Genomic DNA, 17,108 nt, shown 5'->3' on the forward strand with positions numbered 1-17,108 from the left:
AAGCTGCATCCGCCCTCAAAACGCCCGGGCGAGATTCGCTCGGGCGTTTTTTTGTCTGCAATAAACCGAATTAATAGGAAATCGCCCGTATGTTGGACGCCAATCTTAAAGCTCAGTTGAAGTCATACCTGGAACGGGTCACCCAGCCGATCGAGATCGTCGCCTCCCTCGACGACGGTGCGAAATCCCAGGAAATGCTTGCCCTCTTGCAGGACGTAGCCAGCCTTTCGACGCTGATTACCCTGAAAAGCGATGGCAATGATGGGCGCAAGCCTTCGTTCTCCATCAACCGCCCGGGTGCCGATATCAGCCTGCGTTTCGCCGGCATCCCAATGGGCCATGAATTCACTTCGTTGGTACTGGCGCTGCTGCAAGTCGGCGGCCACCCATCGAAGGCCAGTGTCGAGGTGATTGAACAGATTCGCGCCCTTAAAGGCGAGTTCAGCTTCGAGACTTACTTCTCGCTGTCCTGCCAGAACTGCCCGGACGTGGTCCAGGCGTTGAACCTGATGGCAGTGTTGAACCCGAATGTCCGCCACGTCGCCATCGACGGTGCGTTGTTCCAGGCTGAAGTCGATGATCGTCAGATCATGGCGGTGCCGAGCGTTTACCTGAACGGCGTGAACTTCGGCCAGGGCCGTATGGGCCTGGAAGAAATCCTCGCCAAGCTCGACACCAGCGGCATCGAAAAAGCCGCCGAGAAAATCAGCGCCAAAGATGCGTTCGACGTGCTTGTCGTCGGCGGCGGCCCTGCGGGTTCGGCAGCCGCTATCTACGCTGCACGTAAAGGCATCCGTACCGGTGTTGCGGCTGAGCGCTTCGGCGGGCAGGTACTGGACACCATGTCGATCGAGAACTTTATCTCGGTACAGGAAACCGAAGGGCCGAAATTGGCCAGCGCCCTGGAAGCCCACGTTCGTCAGTACGACGTGGACATCATGAACCTGCAGCGCGCCACTGCGCTGGTCCCGGCGAAGAACGCGGGTGAACTGCACGAAATTCGTTTTGAAAGCGGTGCGACCCTGAAGTCCAAAACCGTGATCCTGGCCACCGGTGCCCGCTGGCGCGAAATGGGTGTGCCGGGCGAGCAGGAATACAAGGCCAAGGGCGTGTGCTTCTGCCCGCACTGCGACGGCCCGCTGTTCAAGGGCAAGCGTGTGGCGGTGATCGGCGGCGGTAACTCCGGCGTTGAAGCGGCCATCGACCTGGCCGGTATCGTCAGCCACGTGACCTTGCTTGAGTTTGATAGCAAGCTGCGCGCCGACGCCGTGTTGCAGCGCAAGCTGTACAGCCTGCCGAACGTTGACGTGATCACCAGCGCGCTGACCAGTGAGGTCAAGGGTGATGGCCAGAAAGTGACCGGACTGGCCTACAAGGATCGCGACAGCGGTGAGTTCAAGACGATCGACCTGGAAGGCATCTTTGTACAGATCGGTTTGCTGCCCAACACCGACTGGCTCAAAGGCACTGTGGAACTGACTCCACGTGGCGAGATCATCGTCGATGCGCGTGGCGAGACGTCGCTGCCAGGCGTTTTTGCCGCCGGTGACGTAACGACTGTCCCGTACAAGCAGATCGTGATCGCAGTCGGCGAGGGCGCCAAGGCTTCCCTGAGTGCTTTCGATCACCTGATCCGCACGTCCGCCCCGGCGTAAATTCAGGCCCGGAAATGAAAAACCCCATGAGTGATCATGGGGTTTTTTATTGCCTGCCAAATCTTACAGCGGCGTTGGCTGAATGATTTCAACCCAGTACGCGTCCGGGTCTTTCACAAAGGCCAGGCTCTTCATGCGGCCGTCACTCAGGCGCTTCTGGAAGTCGCAACCCAACTCTTCAAAGCGCGCGCAGGCGGCGACGATGTCCGGTACCGAAATGCAGATATGGCCAAAGCCACGCGGGTCGGTGTTGCCGTTGTGATAGGCAAAGTCCGCGTCGTTTTCGGTGCCGTGGTTGTGGGTCAGTTCCAGGATGCCCGGAATCGACTTCATCCACTGGGTACGGGCTGCCGCGTCGGCCGGGATCTGGGCTTTGTCGACCAGGGCCAGGAAGTACAGGCTGAATTCGGCTTCCGGGAAGTCGCGTTTTTCAACCAGGGAAAAGCCCAGGACGCGGGTGTAGAAATCCAGCGACTTGGTGATGTCCTTGACCCGCAGCATCGTGTGGTTGAACACGAAGTTGGAGGTGGCGGTGTCAGGTTGGGCGGTGACGCCCGGGAATGTGTTCAGTTCGTGCAGGCTCATGGGCCCTCCAGAGAAGAATGGGGCAAACGTGGCTCTAGTTCGAGCGATCCCTTGGCTTGCGGCTGGCATCCGTGCAGCCGGTCCATGATACGCAGCCCTGCTGCTTGCGCCAAATGAAAAAGGTCACGCAGCCCTTGCGAGCAGCGGGCCTGGGGGCCCAAACTTTGTTGCTTGAACCTTGAGTGTTTTTCGCAATGACCGGATTTCGCGCACCGCTGTTAAGTACCCTGGGCCTGTTGTTGGGCAGTACCGCTGTATGGGCGGCCGACCCGGAAATTCATTGGCCCAGCGGCTGGCAGGTGGAGGAGGTGGTGCCCGATGATCAGGCCCCGGCGCAGTCCTCGGCCGTGTCCCGGCAACGTGCGATCAAGAATGATGAAAACGGCGCGACCCTGATGGTCATGGAGTTGACGGGCACACCGATCGAAGCGGGGCACACGGTCAATCTGCAAGGTGTGCTGCTTGAAATGCGCAAGTCCATCCAGAAAGATTTTGCCCAAGGGGGTTATCAAAGTGTGTGCACCAAGATGCACCCCACAACATTGAGTCGCCTTGAGGCATTGGAAACTACCTGCGTGATAACCGAGAACGGTCGGCATGTGCTGTCGCAAACGCTGGTGGGAGCGGTCGATTCAGACAAGGCCTATGTTTTTTCATACGCGGGTCAGGCTGAGGCTTACGAATCGAGCAAGGATGAAGTCAGTTCAGTGCGTGACAGCCTGAAACTTTAAGCGTTGTAGGCAGCGCAGACGGTTAGTCGAATTGAACAAAGTGAAATGTTTTTTAAAGTTCGCTTTTGAAACTGCCGCTGACCTATTTTGTTTCAATATCGATGCCTGTAAACAAAAAAGCCCTGCATGTGCAGGGCTTTTCTTAGTGCGTTTGTACTAGCTGCAAAGCATTAGCTGCGCAGCCAGGAGTCTACAGTCGCCGCGCCATGTTGTTCTTTCCAGGCCTTCAGGCCGCGGTGGTTGCCGCCTTTGGTTTCGATCAGTTCGCCAGTGTGCGGGTTGTGATAAACCTTGACCACACGTGCACGGCGCTGTTTTGGTGCGGCTGCCACGGAAGCGCCCGACTTGCTCGAGTTGGGATCCAGGATGGAGATGATGTCGCGCAGGCTTTTGCCGTAGGTTTTCATCAGCCCTTGCAGCTTTTCTTCGAATTCGATTTCTTTCTTCAGGCCAGCGTCGTTCTTCAGGGATTCCAGCTGGGCAAGCTGTTCTTGAAGGGCTTTTTCTGCTGCGCGAAATTCGGCGAGTCTGGACAAAATCTATACTCCAATAATGTATTTGGCTGATATCTACTGCAAACAAAGCGATAAGCCAAGAGCCTTAAGGCGACTCAACGAAAGTGGCCTTCCTGCCAATTCAGCACAGGCAGGAAAAATTGTAGTAGTTAATGAGCCATGAGTAAATCATGTCTTTTGTATAATTAACAATATTTCCGCTTAAGTGGATGGCTATTCAATGGCCGTTCAGGAATCTAATGAACTCTTCAGAAGGTACAGGCTTGCCAAACAGGTAACCTTGCAGGAAATCGACGCCTTGAGCGGCAAGATATTCGCACTGTTCTTGTGTTTCGACGCCTTCGGCAACGATGCCCAGATCCAGCTTGGCCGACAGTTCAATGATGCTGTCGAGTATATGCCGCGAGAGTGCATCAACACCGATCATCGCCACAAAGCTTTGATCTATCTTCAAGTAATCGACATTGAAATTGCGCAAATAACCCAGGCTGGAATGGCCGGTACCGAAGTCGTCGATCGCGATCATCACCCCCATTTCATGCAGCGCCTGGAACAACTGGCGGGTGATCTCCGTGGGCTCGATCAACTCGCGTTCGGTCAACTCGAGTACCAGGGTGATCTGGCCCGGCGCGAACGCGGCGAGGAACTCGCGGCAATCTTCCACCAGTTCCAGGTCGTGGCAATGGCGTGCGGTGATGTTCACGCCGATGTGAAAACCCGGAGTGAACCGCTCGGCGTGGGGTGCCAATTGCTCGGCGGTCTGGCGCATCAGGGCGCGGGTCATGGGCACAATCAGGCCGGAATGCTCGGCCAGGGGAATGAACAGGTCCGGGCGCACCAGGCCTTCCTTGGGGTGATTCCAGCGCATCAGCACTTCACAGCCAGCCCACTGGCGAATGTTGTCGCCCCTGACGATGGGTTGGTAATAGGGCACAAACTCATTGGCGACCAGCGCCCGCTGCAACTCGAGGGTTGGCGCCGATGAGCGCTTTTGCAGCCAGTGGGCGAGGATGCCTGCCATCACGCCGAAGAACACCACAAGGACAAATAACGCAGGATACCGCGCTTGCATGTAGCGCCAGGTTTCGCCCTCCGGCATCCCGGCTTCAACGCTGTACCGGTAGCGCGTGGAGTCCAGGTGGTGGTGGGCCACGACAAACGCCGGCAGTGGCGTATTGCGCACCTTGCCATCCGCCGACAGCCAGTTGGGGCCGACCTGCAGCACCAACTGCGCATAACGGCTGATCAGGCGCAGCGCGTTGGTCAGGTGGTAACCATCAATGGAGGCAAACGCGCCGCGATCCCCATCGGTGAGGCGGTACACCAGCAGTGCGGTGTCGGGTGTTACCGGGTTGCCTTTCATCAGCCAGAGTCGGCCGTCGACGTAGTCTTCAGGGTTGACCGGCGACAAGTAGTTACCGCCAAACAGTGAGCTGCAATAGATGTTCTTCTGCCAGGACAAGGTCGTGGCGCGTACGAAAGGCCGGCGGGTGACCTGGTCACGCAGGGCCCATTGCGTCGGGTTATCGCATTCGTGGCCGGCCAGGGGCAGCAGTTCCTGGGCGGCGAGGGCGGTGTTGTCGAGCATCAGGTCGAACTGGCGCACGGCCTCCTGGGCGGTTTGCGCGGTGCTGTATTCCAGGGTGCGTTCGGCTTGCCAATACAGAATGAGCACCCCCAGTAAAATCGGGAGCGTCGTGCAGAGCCCGGTGACCAGAAGGCGAGAGGAGCGGTGTCGCAGTTGTTTGGCAATCAAGGGCATGGCAGCTGCCTTCGGCATGAGACGGGAAGGGTGCGTAAATTCGTTAAATAACATTCCCATGCACATAGGCCAAAAAACGGCGATTTACCACTGCGCGGGCCTTTCTGGTGTTCCGATCCGCCCCTCCAAGGGCTTTGACATATTTACATATAGTTGTGGATGGATCGAATCTCAACGTGGGCGCCACGTAAAGCTACGGAAGTTGTGGCCAAAGTACCACATTGCCTTGGACAGCTTTCGTTAGCCCATTCTATTAAGGAAACGTTGATGATGAAGAAACAACTATTGGCGATGGCATTACTGGCAGCTTCCGGGGTAATGGCTACTACCGTGTCTGCAGAAGACGGCACCATCACCATTTCCGGCGAGGTCAAGGGAACGACTTGCACCATCAGCGGTGGCACTGGCGTTTCGCCAGGTTCGGGGAACAACTTCCCGGTGGTCCTGCCGACCGTCCAGACCTCGGCCCTTTCGACTGGGGGGCAAACGGCTGGCGCAAAACCGTTCTATGTGTATGTAGGTGGTAGCCCGACGTGCCCGGACGGGACCGTTGTGGCTGTGTTGTACGAGGCTAGCAGCCCGAACATCAATCCGGCCACCGGTAACTTGCGTAACGTTGCAGCCGCGACCCCGGCGACCAACGTTGAAGTACAACTTGTCGACGGTGCCGTGAACCGGCCGATCGACCTGCGCTCCGGTCTCAACTCCACGCCGGCAACCATCGTCGGCGGCTTGGCGACCTTGCCTTTCTCGGCACGCTATATCGCCACGGGCGGCGCAGCGGGTGCGGGCCTGGTCAATACCAGCGTGCAGTACTCCGTTACTTTCCCTTGATTAGGCCGGGCTGATTGCTCCGGCGCTTTTGCCTGAGGTTCTCACCCGGTGGCGTGATTGCCGGGTGCAGACAATTGTCTATCAAGGAATAAACAATGTTCGATCTTTCAACGACACTCAGCCGTTTTCTGACGTGGGCTGTAGTGGGGCTCGGGTTGAGCCAGGTGGCCCAGGTGGCCTGCGCCGGGGTCGTTATCAGCGGCACGCGGCAGATTTATCCGGAGCAGCGCCGTGAGATCACGATCCAACTGAGCAATGATGACCAGCAGGCTCCGCGCCTGGTGCAGGCCTGGGTGGATGCCGGTGATCAACACCAGGCTCGAGAGTTGAGCGACGTTCCTTTCAGCCTTTCGCCTCCGGTCTTTCGCCTGGATGCGGGAAAGGGGCAGGCCATGCGCCTGGCCTACAACAAGGAGCCACTGCCCAGCGACCGGGAGTCCCTGTTCTGGCTGAATGTGCTGGAAGTGCCCGCCCGGGTTGACGAGTTTGACCCCTCAACGGAGGAGAGTGAGCGCAATCACCTGCAATTTGCCTTCCGTATCCGCACCAAGGTGTTCTTCCGGCCGACCGGCTTGCCCGGCAAGGCAGATGAGGCGCCGACACAGCTGCGCTTCAGCCTGCAGCGCAATGCCAAGGGCGTGGTCTTGCAGGTTCAGAACCCATCGGCGTATCACGTCACGTTCAATGAAATAGCCGTGTCCATGGGCGCACAGCCGGGGGCGCGAGTACTCCCGGTGGAGGCGGGCATGGTCGTGCCCCACGGTACCCTGAGCCTGCCGATCCGCGAGGCGGTGGCCGTCATTCCTGCTGGCGCCGAAGTGCATTTCAAGTACATCAATGACTATGGCGCGTTTTCACCCACTCAGCGCGCCGCCTTGCAATTGTGATCGCGAACACCTGGCCGTTGACGTCGGCTGCATGGCAGCACGCGCCGTTCGCTGTTGAAAACAGATTGCCCTAACGCCCTTTCTGAAGTCCTGACTATGCCTACTTACGTTCAACTACGGGTGTACCGTTGCGCCCCGGTTTTGCCCTTCAAGCCTGGAAGGTTGATGCTTGGCGGGCTGTTCGGCGCGGTATTGTTTTCCTCCGAGGTGGCTTTTGCGACCACACCGACCTTCGACCTGGGGGCGTTCTCCGGCGGCACGGCGGCCACGGTGGACATGTCGCGTTTCAATGCCAGTAACGTCATGAGCCCTGGTGTTTACCGCGTTGATATCATCGTCAATGGTCAGCGTGTGGGGCGCCGCGATATCGACTTTATCTCCCTGGATACGAAACGTGGCGCCGTGCCCTGTTTTTCCCGGCAAATGCTGGAGCAGTTGGGTATTGCGTGGGACAAGGTTGACCGCGACGCCGGCCTGGACGTGAAAACCAGCCCGCGGCTGGACGGCGCGCTCTGCGGCGACCTGGGGCAATGGATCCCGCTGGCCAGCAGCAATTTTGATGCGTCGACGCTGGAGTGGTCTGCCAGCGTTCCGCAGCTCTACCTCAAGCAATCCGCCCGGGATTATGTCGATCCGGCCTATTGGGATGACGGCGTCACCGCCGGCTTGCTCAATTACAATTTCAGTACGTCGGCCCGCACCTCGGGCAACGTAGACGACCGATCCTACCTGGGGCTCAACACGGGCTTTAACCTGGGCAGTTGGCGTTTGCGGCACCAGGGCGCCCTGAGTCAAAACTCTCGCACTGGCTTGCAGCCTTATCAAAATACCGCGACTTACGTGCAACGCAGCATCGCGCCCTGGAAATCACAGCTGACCATTGGCGACAGCTTCAGCAGTGGGCAGATCCTCGATGGCGTCCGCATACGTGGCGTGACCCTGGCGACTGACGAGCGCATGTTGCCGCAATCACAGCAAGGCTATGCGCCGCAGGTTCGTGGTGTGGCAAGCAGCAATGCCACGGTCACGGTCAGCCAGAACGGCTACACCATTTATGAAACCAAGGTCGCTCCAGGTCCCTTTGTCATCAGTGACTTGTTTGCCACGGGTTCCGGGGGCGACCTGACCGTCAGCGTGACGGAGGTGGACGGACGCCGGAACACCTTTGTCGTGCCTTACTCGGTGACTCCACAGTTGCTGCGTGCCGACGCAACCCAATACAGCGCCACCTTGGGCGAGGTGCAACAGCGGGGGATCGAAGGCAAGGCGCCATCGGTGTTCCAGGGCACGTTACAGCGAGGCCTGACCGACGAGCTGACGCTGTATGGCGGCGGCTCATTTTCTGAAGGTTACAACCAGGGCAAGGTCGGTGTGGCGGTGAATACGCCCCTGGGGGCTTTTTCCCTGGACGGCAGCGGTTCACGCACGAGTGTACCGGGGCAGGGCAATGTGTCTGGCCATAGTTTTGGCCTGGGCTACAACAAGAACCTGCCGAGCTCGGGTACGCACTTCTTGCTGGGGGCCTATCGTTTTTCGTCGGACGGTTTTCTCAGCTTGCCTGATGCGATCAACGTGCGTGAACTCGGGCGCCGGAACGAAGACATCAATGGCTATGCCCGTCAGAAAAGTCGTGTTGACGTGACGGTCAGCCAGAAACTCGGGGACGGTACGTTGAGCCTGTATGGCAGCTCGGTGGATTACTGGGGCCAGCAGCAAGGGCGCCAGACCTCGTTCACCCTGGGTTACGGCTCGAGTTGGAAAAAACTCAACTGGAACGTTTCGGCCCAGCGCTCGCGGATCGAGGACACCCGTCGGTTGACGGATGGTGAACTCGCAGACGAGGTGTTTTTCGGGCGGACTGCGCAACAGGGGCGCATCGACAATCGCTTCATGCTGTCCCTGTCGATGCCATTGGGCAGTGATTTCAATTCGCCGAGTCTCACTACCACGTTATCCCGTGACACCGGTTCGTCCCGCGGTACTCAGCAGCAAGTGGGGATCAACGGGTTGTACGGGGAAAATGCCGAGGGCAGCTACGGGATTTCCGCTAACCGCAGCACCAGCGGGGACAGCACTTCCAGCGACGTCAATACCTATGCAGGCTACCGCACGCGTGCGGCCAACGTGCGGGTGGGGTACGGGCAGAGCATGGACAGTTCGCAGCTGTCCTTCAGTGCCGATGGTGCTGTGGTTGCTCACGCGGGTGGCATGACCTTGTCCCAAAGCCTGGGGGAGGCCTCGACGCTGGTTCATGCGCCGAATGCCGAAGGCGCGATGCTGGGCGGCGCTGGCGGTACTCGTATCGACAGCAGCGGCTACGCCGTCGTGCCGTCACTCAGGGCGTTCCAGAACAACGTGGTTGAAATCGACCCCGAAGGCACCTCCCTCGATGTGGAGCTGAAGGAGTCAACCCAGACGGTGGCCCCGACGCTGGGCGCCGTGACCTTGATCACCTTCGAAACGGTCAGTGGGCGCGCCGTGGTACTCAAGGCCACGCAGAAAAACGGCCAGCCACTGCCGTTCGCGGCCCAGGTGTTCGACGAGCACGGCCGGGAAGTGGGCGTGGTCGGCCAGGCCAGCAAGGCGTTTGTGCGGGGGATCGCGGACAGCGGAGTGCTGCTGGTCAAGTGGAGCTCGGCGGCTGACGGGCAGTGTCACATCAACTACCAGATACCGCCGCAGATCAAGGGCGAACGTCAGGCAAACACCGATCTTCTGCAAGGGCAGTGTGTCGCTGCACCTGGCACCCATGTGCTGACGGGGCTGTGACGATGGCGAGCTTACTGAGCGATTCAAACTGTTTCGGGGGATATGGAAAAATGCTTATTCGTTTTTGCTGCGCGATGTTCACGAGGCTGTTGTGGCAGTCAAAGCCGCCCAAAGGGCACAAAAGGCCGGGTGGAATGGTGTGGTGCATGTCGTCCAGTATGTTGTTGCTCAGCGGTGCACTGCTGTCCAACACGGCTTATGGGATTGCTACCTGCTCACGTGGGCCAAGTCTCACCGTGTCCACCCCTGCGATAGTGGATGTACCCGCAAACGCAGTAGTGGGCCAGGTCATCGGAAATACTAATGGGTACAGTTTCGGCATGGTCGACGCCATCCGGTGTACGGGATATGACGATTGGATTATTCGCAGCTCCCGCTACCGGCTGAACGGCATTGATATAGGCCAGTTCCTCAGCCACTCCGGGCTACGAATGCCGATTATCTCCAGTGGTGTACCCGGTATTGGTTTCGCAATGAGAGCTGCAGATACAAACGGTGGCTACGTGGCCATCGGCCCTTCCTTGAACCCACCTTTACATACAACCGGTAACCGGCTTGGCGTTTGGGGGTTCAAGGCCGTCGTTTACATGGTGGTTACCGGTCCGACCACGGGTGGAACGTATGGTGGCGGATTTTTAGGGTTCTTTTCCCTGGAAGCGTCGACCGGTGGATCTACTCACGAGACGAGGCTTCCAAGCATTGACTTCAGAGCGCCGCGCAGGCCTACCTGCAGCGTTTCGACGCCATCGGTGCGAATGTCGCTGGGGACGGTGTCGGTCAAGGCTTTCAAAGGGGTCGGCAGTAATGCCGGCACTACCACTGAAAATATCACCTTGAGCTGCAGTGGAGGTGAGGGCAGTTCCCGTGATGTGCTGATCACGTTGACCGACCAGACCCAACCGGCCAACCGCACGGACGTGCTGTCACTCACCCGCGCGTCAACCGCCAGCGGTGTGGCCTTGCAACTGTTACGCGGGCCCACGCTGATCCGCTATGGCGCTGACTCCTCCGTCATCGGCAACCCCAACCAATGGTTGGCAGGCAGCACAGGCAATGGCACGTTCTCTATCCCCCTGACTGCCCGTTATATCCAGACCGAACGCGATATCACCGCAGGCACAGCCAACGGTGTGGCAACGTTCACCATGGCCTATCGCTGATGGCGGTGATTTTTAATCCGGCGGTGTTGGCGACAAGTCTGGCGCTGCTGCTGATTTCAGGCTCGCTGCGGGCGGAAATAGTGATTGATCGCACCCGGGTGGTCTATCCGGCGCCGGCACGGGAGGTCACGGTCAATCTGAAAAACGAGAGCAGTGGTCCGCGCTTGGTACAAGCCTGGATCGACGACGGGGATGCGCAGCTGGCACCCGAACTCAGCGATGTGCCCTTTAGCCTGAGCCCGCCCATCGTGCGCATGGAGCCGGGGCAAGGCAAGGCGTTGCGACTGACGTTCAACGAGAGGGAGGGCGCCGCGCTGCCCACGGACCGGGAGTCGGTATTCTGGCTCAACGTACTGGGCGTTCCTCCCAGCCCCGAAGGCCACGCCAATACTGTGCAAGTGGCGTTTCGCACGCGGATCAAACTGTTTCTGCGCCCCAAGGTGCTGTCGACGTCCAGTCTGGAGGCTGCCCGGGCGCTGAAATGGCGCAAGCTTGCCGGGCCTGAACCGAGGCTTGGGGTCAGCAATCCGAGCGCCTATTACGTGACCCTTTCCAACGTAGTGTTGACCGTCAATGGCGCGCAAAGCAGTAGCGACGACCCGCCGATGATCGCGCCGCATTCGGCCGAGGTGGTGCTTCTGACAGGGGCTGACCGGTCCCAGGACAAGCCCGGGATACGTTTCACGACCATTGACGACAACGGATCAACACAAACCCATCAAGCCGAATGGACATCCGATGAGTAATCCAGCCGGGTTGCCAGGTTTATAAACGCCAGGGTGGCCGGAGACGATTGGCGTTGATCCAGCACGGCCAGCCCCACCTGACGCTTGACCGCCGGTGCCAGCGGCTTCTTCAAATAACCTGGGTCGTTCGTCTGCGGCAGTGACAACTCGGCAACGAGGGTCACGCCATCCCCGCGCCGCACCGTATCCAGGGTGCTCAGTAACTGTGAACAGCGGTAGCGAATATCCGGCTTGAGGCCGGCCCCGAGGAACAGGCGCGAGACCAACTCCGCCGACCCGGCCTGGGTCAGGATGAACGGGTCGTTGCACAACTGCTTCAAGCTGATCCCGGGCTGGAGGGCGCAAGGATGGTTCACGGGCAGGAGGGCGACCAGTTGGTCCTCGATCAAGGGAAAGGTGTCGAAACGGTCGTCGGGCAAGACCACAAACGCGACATCGATGCGCCGCTCCTCCAGCCATTGCACCACCTGGGGATCCGGCCCTTCATCGACGTGCACCTCTATGCCCGGGTGCACCTGGCGAAAGCGCTGCAGAATCCTGGGTAACAACCGAGTCGACGAGGTGGGCCCGAACGACCCGATGCGCAGCGTGCCGCGTTTCATCCCGCGAGCATCAGCGGCTTCCTGTTGCAGTGTATTGGCCAGCCCGAGCATGGCCCGGGCACGCAGCAGCAACTGTTGACCGATATCGCTGAGTTCCACCCGGGACTGGTGACGGCGAATCAGTTCCACACCGAGTTCCTGCTCCAGGGATTTGATTGCGTGGGACACCGCCGACTGGCTGATGCCCAAGCGATTGGCGGCGCTGGTGAAGCCTTGCAGCTCGGCCACCAGGGAGAAGATTTCCAGTTGGGTAAGGGTCATGAGTATTTACTCATTTTACGATGACAAGGGATTAGCTGAACAATAAGTCATTCCCGTGTTTGTTGAGTAGAAATCTGATGCCCCCGACCTCTGACCGTCTCACCTATCTGAAACTGGCGGCCGTGACCATGATCTGGGGCGGCACTTTCGTTGCTGGCCGCTACCTGGCCGCAGGCCTGGACCCATTGCTGGCGGCGACGGTGCGCTTTGTGCTGGCCAGCCTGGCCCTTGTGGTCTTCCTGAGTGTCGCGCGGGTTCGTCTGGTGCGCCCGAGCCGCACGCAACTGATGCAGCTGACCATGCTGGGATTTTTCGGGATCTTTTTCTACAACCTGTGCTTTTTCTACGGGCTGCATTACATCAACGCGTCCCGGGCGTCGTTGATCGTGGCGCTGAACCCGGCGGTGATTGGCCTGGCCTCGTGGCTGCTGTTCAAGGAACGCTTGGGGCCGCTTAAACTTCAGGGTATCGCGCTGTGCCTGGGCGGTGCGGGCCTGGTGATCGTCAGTCGCAACCCGCAGTTGTTACAGGGCAAGGCCGATGCATGGATCGGTGACTTGCTGATTCTTGGCTGTGTGCTGGGGTGGGGCGTGTACTCGCTGTTCTCCCGCAGCCTCAACCTGAGCCTTGGGCCGTTGCAAACCGTGACCTGGTCGATCCTGCTGGGAACGCTGATGCTGACGGTCACGACCCTGGCGACGGGCCGATTGACGGTGGAGGCGTTGGGCGCCATCGATCGCCCCCAACTGATGAGCCTGTTGTACCTGGGCGTGTTGGGTTCGGCGCTGGCCTACATCGGCTACTACGATGGCCTGCGCCGCATCGGCGCCACCCGTGCGGGTGTTTTTATCGCCCTCAACCCGCTGACGGCGGTCATCTGCGGAGCATTGTTACTCGGCGAACAACTGACCGCGCCGATGCTGCTGGGCGGGGCGGTGATCCTGCTGGGCATCTACCTGTGCAACAAACCGCTTGCGCCCGCCCGGGCAATGGGGATTTGATAAGAGAGCGGACAAAGAGGGTTACGCTGTGTAGAATCGATTTACGCATACAAGAATATGGACTTGCGACTACGCAAGCCACGCCTGTCAGAGACCGATCCAACCATGAAGCTACTCGGGTCCCCCCTCATCTTCGGTGACTTCCTCGCCCGCAGCGTGCGGGGTATCTCCTGTGCGCCACCTGGCCACCTCATCCTTGCTCGCAACTGACTATTTGTTAAGCACAAGAATGATGAGGCACCGAAAATGACAGACGTATATGAAAACCCAATGGGCCTGATGGGCTTTGAATTCATCGAATTCGCATCGCCAACCCCGGGCACCCTGGAGCCGATCTTCGAGATCATGGGTTTCACCAAAGTCGCGACCCATCGCTCCAAGAACGTGCACCTGTTCCGCCAGGGCGAGATCAACCTGATCCTCAACAACGAACCCAACAGCATCGCCTCCTACTTTGCGGCCGAGCACGGCCCGTCGGTGTGCGGCATGGCGTTTCGCGTCAAGGATTCGCAACAGGCCTACAACCGGGCCCTGGAACTGGGCGCCCAGCCCATCCATATCGAAACCGGCCCGATGGAACTGAACCTGCCGGCCATCAAGGGCATTGGCGGCGCGCCGCTTTACCTGATCGACCGCTTCGGCGAAGGCAGCTCGATCTATGACATCGACTTCGTGTACCTCGAAGGCGTTGAGCGCAACCCGGCAGGTGCCGGCCTGAAAGTCATCGACCACCTGACCCACAACGTGTACCGCGGGCGCATGGCCTACTGGGCGAATTTCTACGAGAAGTTGTTCAACTTCCGTGAAGCGCGCTATTTCGATATCAAGGGCGAGTACACCGGCCTGACCTCCAAGGCCATGAGCGCCCCGGACGGCATGATCCGCATCCCGCTGAACGAAGAGTCGTCCAAGGGCGCCGGCCAGATCGAAGAGTTCCTGATGCAGTTCAACGGCGAGGGTATCCAGCATGTGGCCTTCCTCACCAATGACCTGGTCACGACCTGGGACGCGTTGAAAAAGATCGGCATGCGCTTCATGACCGCGCCGCCCGACACCTACTACGAAATGCTCGAAGGCCGCCTGCCGAACCACGGTGAGCCGGTGGACCAACTGCAAGCACGGGGCATCCTGCTGGACGGCTCGTCAGTGGCAGGCGACAAGCGCCTGCTGCTGCAGATTTTCTCGGAAACCCTGATGGGCCCGGTGTTCTTCGAGTTTATCCAGCGTAAAGGTGATGACGGCTTCGGTGAAGGTAACTTCAAGGCACTGTTCGAATCCATCGAGCGCGACCAGGTACGTCGCGGTGTGCTCACCGCTGACTGATCCTGCTTTCTGCAGGAGCGGGCTGGCTCGCGAAGAACGTTAACGAAAACGCGTACATTCTGGATGAACGCGTTGCTCTCAGGTTCTTCGCGAGCCAGCTCGCTCCAACAGGTTCACATCAGGCCTTGCGCTGACGAACCAAGTGTTTGAAACCTTCGTACACCAGCACCATCACCGCCAGCCAGATGGGTAGATAGGTCAACCATTCGCCGGCCTTGATACTTTCCCCCAGCAATAACGCCACGCCCAGCAACAGCACCGGCTCCACATAGCTGAGCAGCCCGAACAGGCTGAAGGCCAACAAGCGGCTGGCGACGATGTAGCACACCAGCGCCGATGCGCTGATCAAGCCCAGCATCGGGATCAAGGCATACAAGCCTTTGTGCGCGTCGAGCACCGCAAAACCCTGTTCGCCGCTTTGCACAAACCACAACGCCACCGGCAACATCAGCGCCATATCGAGCCACAGCCCGCCCAGGTGGTCGGTCTTCAGGCGTTTGCGCACGATAAAGTAGATCGGGTAACCGATGATCACCACCAGCGTGGCCCAGGAGAAACCGCCCACCTGGTACACCTCGTTAAGCACGCCGCAGGCTGCAAAGAACACCGCGACCTTTTGCAGGCGCGACAACTGTTCGCCATACACCAGGCGCCCGGTGAGGACCATGGTCAACGGCAGCAGGAAATACCCCAGCGATACATCCAGGCTACGTCCATTGAGTGGCGCCCACATGAACAGCCACAACTGCACCCCCAGCAACGCCGAAGACAACACCAGCCCGCCCACCAGTCGCGGGTTGCCGGCGATCACGCGCGCCAATTCCCACACCCGCCGCCACTCGCCGCTGACGATCATGAACACGGTCATGCAGGGCACGGTCAGTAACATCCGCCAGCCGAAGATCTCCAGGCCGCTCAAGGGTGTAAGCAGCGACGTGAAGTAATACATCACGGCAAACAGCACCGAGGCCAATACCGATAACACAACACCTTTAGACACACTGTCCTCGCGAAAAACGATGGCTACAAAAGAGGGGAGATTTCAGGGAGGGAATATAGTGCTTTTGCGGTGAGATGTTTGCGCTGTTTTGTGGTGAGGGGGCTTGTCCCCCGTTGGGCTGCGAAGCGGCCCCAAAAAAAGCGGGAGCGCTGCGCACTCCAACGGGGGACAAGCCCCCTCACCACAGGTCAGGTGTAGGCCGCTCGGCTATCGGGCAATCCGACCCGATACGAAATGGCTCACGTCGTTGAACCCCGGCGTCGAGGCATGCCCTGGAGTGACCAGCGAATCAATAAACGCCTCATCTTCCGCCGTGATCTTCACCTCCAGCGCGCCGGTATAGGCGTCCCACTGCGCCTCGGTGCGCGGCCCCACAATCGCCGAGCTGACCGCCGAGTTGTTCAGCACCCAGGCAATCGCGAACTCGACAATCCCCACGCCGCGGCCCTGGGTGTATTGCTGGATCTGCTGGGCAATGCGCAGGGATTCAACGCGCCATTCGGTTTCCAGGATGCGCTTGTCCTGGCGCCCGGCGCGGCTGCCGGCTTCAGGCGTCACGTCCGGCGCGTATTTGCCACTGAGCACGCCACGGGCCAGCGGGCTGTAAGGCACCACACCCAGACCATACGCGGCGGCGGCGGTGATCTGCTCCACCTCGGCCTGGCGGTTGACGATGTTGTACAGCGGCTGGCTGATGATCGGCTTGTCCACCCCCAGGCGTTCGGCCACGCGGATCACCTCGGCGATGCGCCAGCCGCGGTAGTTGGACAGGCCCCAGTGGCGGATCTTGCCCTCGCGGATCAAGTCGCCGATGGCCGAAACCGTCACCTCCAGCGGCGTGTTGTGGTCTTCACGGTGCAGGTAATAGATGTCCAGGTAATCGGTGTCGAGGCGCGTCAGGCTGGCTTCCAGCGCATTGAAAATCCGCTTGCGGTTCAAGCCGCTGCGGTTTGGCAGGCCATCCACCGGGCCGATGCCCACCTTGGAGGCCAGCACCCAATCCTGGCGCTGGCGGGCGATGGCTTCACCGACGATTTCCTCGGAGCGCCCGCCGGTGTAGACGTCGGCGGTGTCGATAAAGTTGATGCCTTGGTCCCAGGCCTTGTCGATGATGCGCAGCGAATCCTCAGTGTTGGTCTGCTCGCCAAACATCATGCTGCCCAGGGTCAGCGCGCTGACTTTCAACCCGGACTGGCCCAGTGTGCGGTAAATCATCGTGAACACCTCAAAAGGGGGAGACAGTGCCTATCCAATACCAGAGAGCAAGGCTCTGGAAC

15 protein-coding genes are annotated in these 17,108 nt (G+C 59.5%); 9 read left to right on the forward strand and 6 right to left on the reverse strand.

Annotated elements, in window-relative coordinates:
• The first annotated feature begins 89 nt into the window (after positions 1-89).
• Complete coding sequence (ahpF, locus tag HX855_RS28350) at positions 90-1,655, forward strand: alkyl hydroperoxide reductase subunit F (protein WP_177084009.1); 1,566 nt, start codon at positions 90-92, stop codon at positions 1,653-1,655.
• Positions 1,656-1,718: 63 nt separating this feature from the next.
• Here ahpF and gloA read toward each other — a convergent pair whose 3' ends face one another.
• Positions 1,719-2,240, reverse strand: a complete 522-nt coding sequence (gene gloA / locus HX855_RS28355; RefSeq protein ID WP_177084011.1) for a lactoylglutathione lyase — start codon at positions 2,238-2,240, stop codon at positions 1,719-1,721.
• Positions 2,241-2,434: 194 nt separating this feature from the next.
• On the opposite strand from gloA, the gene HX855_RS28360 reads away from it, so the two are divergent.
• Positions 2,435-2,971 carry a DUF4946 domain-containing protein gene (locus tag HX855_RS28360; protein ID WP_177084013.1) on the forward strand — a complete coding sequence of 179 codons (537 nt, stop codon included), beginning with the start codon at positions 2,435-2,437 and terminating at the stop codon, positions 2,969-2,971.
• 170 nt (positions 2,972-3,141) lie between these two features.
• Here HX855_RS28360 and HX855_RS28365 read toward each other — a convergent pair whose 3' ends face one another.
• Positions 3,142-3,507: a histone-like nucleoid-structuring protein, MvaT/MvaU family gene (locus HX855_RS28365; protein ID WP_177084015.1), complete on the reverse strand. Its 366-nt coding sequence runs from the start codon at positions 3,505-3,507 to the stop codon at positions 3,142-3,144.
• Positions 3,508-3,703: 196 nt separating this feature from the next.
• Positions 3,704-5,248 (reverse strand): EAL domain-containing protein, encoded by a 1,545-nt coding sequence (locus HX855_RS28370; RefSeq protein ID WP_177084017.1) that lies wholly within the window; start codon positions 5,246-5,248, stop codon positions 3,704-3,706.
• A gap of 267 nt (positions 5,249-5,515) precedes the next feature.
• Between HX855_RS28370 and HX855_RS28375 the strand changes: the two genes are divergently transcribed.
• The 5 genes from HX855_RS28375 (at position 5,516) to HX855_RS28395 (ending at position 11,644) form a co-directional block, all read left to right on the forward strand.
• Positions 5,516-6,082 carry a fimbrial protein gene (locus HX855_RS28375; protein ID WP_177084019.1) on the forward strand — a complete coding sequence of 189 codons (567 nt, stop codon included), beginning with the start codon at positions 5,516-5,518 and terminating at the stop codon, positions 6,080-6,082.
• A gap of 95 nt (positions 6,083-6,177) precedes the next feature.
• The gene (locus tag HX855_RS28380; protein ID WP_177084021.1) at positions 6,178-6,969 is read left to right on the forward strand and encodes a molecular chaperone; all 792 of its coding nucleotides are present in this window, start codon (positions 6,178-6,180) and stop codon (positions 6,967-6,969) included.
• A gap of 96 nt (positions 6,970-7,065) precedes the next feature.
• Positions 7,066-9,738 carry a fimbria/pilus outer membrane usher protein gene (locus HX855_RS28385; RefSeq protein WP_177084023.1) on the forward strand — a complete coding sequence of 891 codons (2,673 nt, stop codon included), beginning with the start codon at positions 7,066-7,068 and terminating at the stop codon, positions 9,736-9,738.
• Positions 9,739-10,325: 587 nt separating this feature from the next.
• On the forward strand, positions 10,326-10,898 hold the full coding sequence (locus HX855_RS28390) for a fimbrial protein (protein ID WP_256352963.1): 573 nt from the start codon (positions 10,326-10,328) through the stop codon (positions 10,896-10,898).
• Positions 10,898-11,644: a molecular chaperone gene (locus HX855_RS28395; protein WP_177084027.1), complete on the forward strand. Its 747-nt coding sequence runs from the start codon at positions 10,898-10,900 to the stop codon at positions 11,642-11,644. The genes HX855_RS28390 and HX855_RS28395 overlap by 1 nt, the downstream gene beginning before the upstream one ends.
• On the opposite strand, the gene HX855_RS28400 is transcribed toward HX855_RS28395, so the two are convergent.
• Positions 11,617-12,507: a LysR family transcriptional regulator gene (locus HX855_RS28400; protein WP_177084029.1), complete on the reverse strand. Its 891-nt coding sequence runs from the start codon at positions 12,505-12,507 to the stop codon at positions 11,617-11,619. The two genes, HX855_RS28395 and HX855_RS28400, sit on opposite strands and share 28 nt — an antisense overlap.
• A 77-nt stretch (positions 12,508-12,584) precedes the next feature.
• On the opposite strand from HX855_RS28400, the gene HX855_RS28405 reads away from it, so the two are divergent.
• Both HX855_RS28405 and hppD read left to right on the forward strand, forming a co-directional pair.
• A complete protein-coding gene (locus HX855_RS28405) occupies positions 12,585-13,508 on the forward strand; it encodes a DMT family transporter (protein ID WP_177084031.1) in 924 nt (307 codons plus the stop codon).
• A 246-nt stretch (positions 13,509-13,754) separates the two neighbouring features.
• The gene (gene hppD, locus HX855_RS28410; protein WP_177084033.1) at positions 13,755-14,831 is read left to right on the forward strand and encodes a 4-hydroxyphenylpyruvate dioxygenase; all 1,077 of its coding nucleotides are present in this window, start codon (positions 13,755-13,757) and stop codon (positions 14,829-14,831) included.
• A gap of 118 nt (positions 14,832-14,949) precedes the next feature.
• Here the strand turns inward: hppD and rarD are convergent, their stop codons facing one another.
• Together rarD and HX855_RS28420 are read right to left on the reverse strand one after the other, a co-directional pair.
• On the reverse strand, positions 14,950-15,831 hold the full coding sequence (rarD, locus tag HX855_RS28415) for an EamA family transporter RarD (RefSeq protein WP_177084035.1): 882 nt from the start codon (positions 15,829-15,831) through the stop codon (positions 14,950-14,952).
• 207 nt (positions 15,832-16,038) lie between these two features.
• Positions 16,039-17,046 carry an aldo/keto reductase gene (locus HX855_RS28420; protein WP_169388596.1) on the reverse strand — a complete coding sequence of 336 codons (1,008 nt, stop codon included), beginning with the start codon at positions 17,044-17,046 and terminating at the stop codon, positions 16,039-16,041.
• Between the last annotated feature and the right edge of the window lie 62 nt (positions 17,047-17,108).

Origin of the sequence: Pseudomonas sp. IPO3778, assembly GCF_013386825.1 — a bacterium.
Lineage (GTDB): Bacteria > Pseudomonadota > Gammaproteobacteria > Pseudomonadales > Pseudomonadaceae > Aquipseudomonas.